We start from the raw sequence: 5,131 nt of genomic DNA, 5'->3' as shown, positions 1-5,131 counted from the left end.
TATAGACGTAAATGATTTTTAATGTTACAATAAAGACATCTTATAAAGTATTGCTGTTTATGTATATGCTGAGGATTGGCTCAGTGTTTCTACCAACTACCGTAAAGAGTTGACTACATAACTTTGTGTAGTCACTCTTTTTTATTTGTCTAAAAAGAAAGGCAGAGTTTTTGATGAAAACAAAACAATTCGTGTATGGAATCAAAGGTAATATCGTATATAGTAAATATCCGGAAAAGATAGAAATATGTGATAATAGTTATCTGCTGTATGAAGGAAATAAAATTATAGGAGTATTTTCAAAGATTCCGGATACGTACTCAGAAATTCAGGTGAAAGATTATGGTGATCGTTTGATTATTCCGGGATTAGTGGATTTGCATGTGCATGCGCCACAATACGCCTTTAGAGGTTTGGGAATGGATTTGGAATTGCTTGATTGGCTTAATACAAATACATTTCCCGAAGAAGCAAAGTATAAGGACCCGGAATATGCACAGAAGGCCTACAGGATATTTGTAGATAATCTGAGAAAGGGAGCGACAACGCGAGCTTGTATTTTTGCTACAATTCATAGAAAGTCGACGATGATCTTGATGGATTTACTGGAAAAGTCGGGACTTTCTACAATGGTTGGCAAAGTAAATATGGATAGAAATGCTCCGGATTATTTAATCGAACATACAGAGGAATCTGTTGATGAGACTGTTGAATGGATAGAAGAGGTTATGGCGAAGAAATACAGCCATACACGTCCGATTCTGACACCCCGGTTTATTCCGAGTTGTACAGATGAATTGATGAAACGGTTAAAAATGATTCAAAAAAGTTATCAATTGCCGGTGCAGTCACATTTGTCAGAGAATTATGGAGAAATCGCATGGGTAAAAGAATTATGTCCGGAATCAGCATTTTATGGGGATGCATATGATCAGGTCGGTTTGTTTGGAAAAGATTGTAAGACTTTAATGGCGCACTGTGTTCATTCAGATGAAGAGGAAGTTAAACGTATAAAAGAAAATGGTGTCTATGTTGTACACTGTCCCGAATCGAATACCAATCTGTCATCGGGTGTTGCTCCGATCCGCACATATCTTGATGAGGGAATTCATGTAGGTATTGGAAGTGATGTGGCAGGAGGGGCAACGGAAAATCTATTTGCAGCAATGACATATGCAATTCAGGCTTCAAAGCTTCGATGGCGATTACAGGATGATTCACTGAAACCGTTAACTGTTGCAGAAGCATTTTATATTGCAACAAAAGGGGGCGGAGAATTTTTCGGAAAGGTAGGAAGTTTTGAACCGGGATATGAAGTAGATGCAGTAGTGTTGGATGACAGCAGGCTTTTGCACCCGCAGGAATTAACAGTGCAGCAGAGACTTGAACGTATGATATATCTTTCGGATGATCGTGAGATTTATGCTAAATACGTAGCAGGAGAAAAATTGTTTGAGAGGGGATGAGGTAATGTATGTAGGTAAAAATATGCCTAGAGTGGATGCGTATGATAAAGTTACCGGGCGCACAAAATATACAGACGATTTTTGTGATAAGGAAGCTTATGTAGCACGTATTGTTCATGCCACGATTGCACATGGAAAAGTGGCAGCAATTGATACTTCTGAAGCTGAAAAGATTCCGGGTGTTATTAAAATCTGCACATGTTTTGACGTTACAGAAAAGCATTATTTTCCAACGGCAGGTCATCCTTGGTGTACGGAACCGTCACATCAGGACGTGGCAGACCGACTGGTATTGACGGATGAGGTTCGATTTTATGGCGATGATATTGCGGCGGTTATAGCTGAGGATGATGTTTCTGCTGCGCAGGCCATAAGAAAAATTAAAGTTGAATATGAAGAATATCCATTTGTCCTGGATGTACAGGAAGCGATGAAAGACGGGGCACCGCAGATCCATAAGGAATATCCGAATAATATCTTGAAGCACACACAGCGCTATCAAGGTAATTATGAAGAAGCGATAAAAGAAGAAGGTCTTATCAAGGTAGAAGGCTGGTATGATACACCCGTAGTCCAGCACTGTCATATTGAAAATTTTATCTGCACAGCAAAAATGGAAAACGGACGGCTTACAGTCGTATCTTCCACACAGATTCCGCATATTGTTCGCCGGGGAATCGGTCAGGCACTTGGAATGGATTGGGGAAAGATTCGTGTCATTAAACCTTATATCGGCGGCGGTTTTGGAAATAAACAGGATATTCTTTATGAACCACTGTGCGCCTGGCTTTGCCTGCAGGTCGGAGGCCATCTGGTAAAACTGGATGTTCCCCGGGAAGAAACATTTTATTGCAATCGTACGCGTCATGCTATTCGTTCCCATATTATTTCCTGGGTTCGCAAGGACGGTACATTTGCAGCCAGAAAACTTGAAGCCTTTTCCGATCAGGGTGCTTATGCTTCTCACGGTCATAGTATCGCAGCAAAAGGAGCCAATTGTTTTCATCAACTCTATCCGTGCGAGAACGTGGAAGTTGATGCATATACAGTATTTACGAATAAGGCTGTTGCAGGTGCCATGCGTGGTTATGGTATTCCGCAGGCTATGTGGGCTGTGGAATCGCACACAGATGAGGTGGCAAAAGCTATCGGTATGGATCCTGTTGAATTTCGTCGTAAAAATCTGATGCCAAAGGGATATATTGATCCGTTTTCAAAAAATGAATTATATGATGATACCTTCAATCAATGTCTGGATAAAGCAATTGAATCTATTGGATGGAATGAAAAAGTCAAGAAGTATCAGAATCAAACAGGTCCGATTCGTAAGGGAATCGGTGTTGCGGTATTTTGGTATAACACGGCAGTATGGCCGATTTCTTTAGAATCATCGTCTTGTCGTATGGTCATGAATCAGGATGGTTCTATTCAGGTGCAGCTTGGGGAAACGGAGATTGGTCAGGGAGCTGATACAGCATTTGCCGCAATGGCAGCGGATGTACTTGGCATTAAGATGGATGAAGTACATATCATATCTTGTCAGGATACAGATATAACGCCTTTTGGCACAGGTGCCTACGCCTCACGCCAGACCTATACAGCCGGTTTTTCCATAAGACAGACAGGGCTGGCACTGAAGGAAAGGATTCTTAAGTATGCTTATGAGCTTACAAGAATGCCGGCATATAAACTTGATATCGTGAACAGTAATATTGTGCGTGTATCGGATGGGCGTGTACTGATGTCGCTGAAAGAATTGGCAACAGAAGCTCTTTACAGCCTTACACATAGTGAGCATTTTCATGCTGAAACAACAGCTCAGATTAAGTCGAATGCGTATTCATTCGGCTGCACGATCGCAGAGGTGGAAGTTGATATACCGGCTTGTAAAGTTCAGCTGATCGATATTGTCAACGTTCATGATTGCGGCAGACTTATAAACCCGGCACTGGCGGAAGCACAGGTACACGGAGGTATGAGTATGGCAATAGGTTATGGTCTGTCAGAACAGCTTATTTTCGATGAAAAGACAGGGCGTCCGTTGAATAATAACTTACTTGATTACAAAATTTCTACATTTATGGATCATCCAAGGCTTAAAGGATTGTTTGTTGAAAATGAAGAACCAACGAGCGCATTTGGAACCAAATCTTTGGGTGAACCTCCGACATGTTCTGTAGCACCGGCTATTCGTAATGCGGTATATCAGGCAACGGGTGTATTTATTAATGAAGCCCCAATGACACCACATATTCTTTTTAAATATTTCAAAGAAAAAGGGCTTATTTAGCAGGAGGTATAAACTTATGTATGATATAAAAGCACTTTATGAAGCTGACAGTGTGGAAGATGCGGTGAGACTTCGCCTGAAATATCCGGAAGCCCAGATTATCGCTGGCGGAAGTGATGTTCTGGTGCAGGTACGAGAGGGGAAACGTGCAGGAAAGGAACTGATCAGCATATATGGGATTGATTCTATGCGTGGCGTTTGTTATGAAGAAGACGGAGCAATCCGCATTGGGTCACTTACAAGTTTTTCACATATTACAAAGGATCCTATTATTCAGAAACATATGAATGTTCTTGGAGAAGCAGTCGATATGATTGGCGGGCCGCAGATTCGTAATCTTGGAACGATCGGAGGCAACACATGTAATGGGGTTACGTCTGCAGACTCTGCTTCTACGCTTCATGCCTGGGATGCAATCGTGGAACTTACAGGTGCTAAGGGTGTTCGTCGTATTCCGATTAAAGAGTTCTATATTAAAGCAGGTGTGGTCGATCTGAAACCGGATGAGATTCAGACAGCAATCATTATTCCTAAACAATCCTATGAGGGGTATAAAGGACATTATATTAAATATGCTATGCGCAATGCAATGGACATAGCAACACTGGGATGCTCGGTAAATGTTAAATTGTCAGAAGATAAAATGATCATGGAAGATGTTCGTATTGCCTACGGTGTAGCCGGACCGGTTCCGATGCGTTGTCCGTCGGCAGAAGCAGCTGCAAAAGGCAAATCGGTATCGATGGATATAATAAAAGCATTTGCCGGCGCAGTTCTTAACGATATAAATCCACGCGATAGCTGGCGCGCGTCCAAAGCTTTCCGTGAACATATCGCAACAGTACTTGCAGAACGTTGTTTATTAGAATCGATCCGCTTATCAGGGGGTGAATGTGATGAGTAAGCATCAATATAAATTAGTATCATTTATACTTAATGGAAAAGAAGTTGAGAAAGTAGTTGATGTAAGGGCTTCACTTACAGATATGCTGCGTGACGATTATCATATGACCTCTGTAAAAAAAGGCTGTGAAGTGGGAGAGTGCGGTGCATGTAACGTAATTATTGACGGTGAATGTTTTAATTCATGTCTGTATCTTGCGGTGTGGGCAGAAGGTAAACATATTAAAACTGTAGAAGGTTTGTCAGGACCAAACGGAGAGCTTTCGGATATTCAACAGGCATTTATTGATGAAGCGGCCGTACAGTGTGGTTTCTGTACACCCGGATTTATTATGAGTGCAATTGAGATTCTGGAGATGAATCGTGAAATACCGGATGATGAACTGCGAAAATTGTTATCGGGACATCTGTGCCGATGCACCGGGTATGAAAACATTTTTCGGGCAGTTAAAAAAACGATGCTCCGCAGACT

4 protein-coding genes and 1 riboswitch are annotated in these 5,131 nt (G+C 41.6%); all 4 genes read left to right on the top strand.

The window, feature by feature from the left end:
• Positions 1-39 precede the first annotated feature (39 nt).
• Positions 40-136, top strand: a riboswitch (purine riboswitch).
• Between the two features lie 37 nt (positions 137-173).
• Entirely contained in the window at positions 174-1,466 is a 1,293-nt protein-coding gene (locus QZZ35_RS08860) for an amidohydrolase family protein (RefSeq protein ID WP_291237076.1), read from the top strand.
• A gap of 4 nt (positions 1,467-1,470) precedes the next feature.
• Positions 1,471-3,756, top strand: a complete 2,286-nt coding sequence (xdhA, locus tag QZZ35_RS08855) for a xanthine dehydrogenase subunit XdhA (protein ID WP_291237075.1) — start codon at positions 1,471-1,473, stop codon at positions 3,754-3,756.
• Positions 3,757-3,772: 16 nt separating this feature from the next.
• Positions 3,773-4,660 (top strand): xanthine dehydrogenase subunit XdhB, encoded by an 888-nt coding sequence (gene xdhB, locus QZZ35_RS08850; protein WP_291237074.1) that lies wholly within the window; start codon positions 3,773-3,775, stop codon positions 4,658-4,660.
• On the top strand, positions 4,653-5,131 hold a 479-nt coding region (gene xdhC / locus QZZ35_RS08845; RefSeq protein ID WP_291237073.1), incomplete at its 3' end, for a xanthine dehydrogenase subunit XdhC. The genes xdhB and xdhC, both read left to right, overlap by 8 nt.

Source organism: Frisingicoccus sp., from assembly GCA_016298055.1.
In the GTDB taxonomy this organism is placed as follows: Bacteria; Bacillota; Clostridia; order Lachnospirales; family Lachnospiraceae; genus Frisingicoccus.
This window is presented reverse-complemented; position numbering and strand designations above follow the sequence as displayed.

Excerpts from the sequence above, each read along its gene's own strand:
- QZZ35_RS08860 (WP_291237076.1), top strand. The coding sequence starts at position 174 with ATGAAAACAAAACAATTCGTGTATGGAATCAAAGGTAATATCGTATAT.
- xdhA (WP_291237075.1), top strand. The coding sequence starts at position 1,471 with ATGTATGTAGGTAAAAATATGCCTAGAGTGGATGCGTATGATAAAGTT.
- xdhB (WP_291237074.1), top strand. The coding sequence starts at position 3,773 with ATGTATGATATAAAAGCACTTTATGAAGCTGACAGTGTGGAAGATGCG.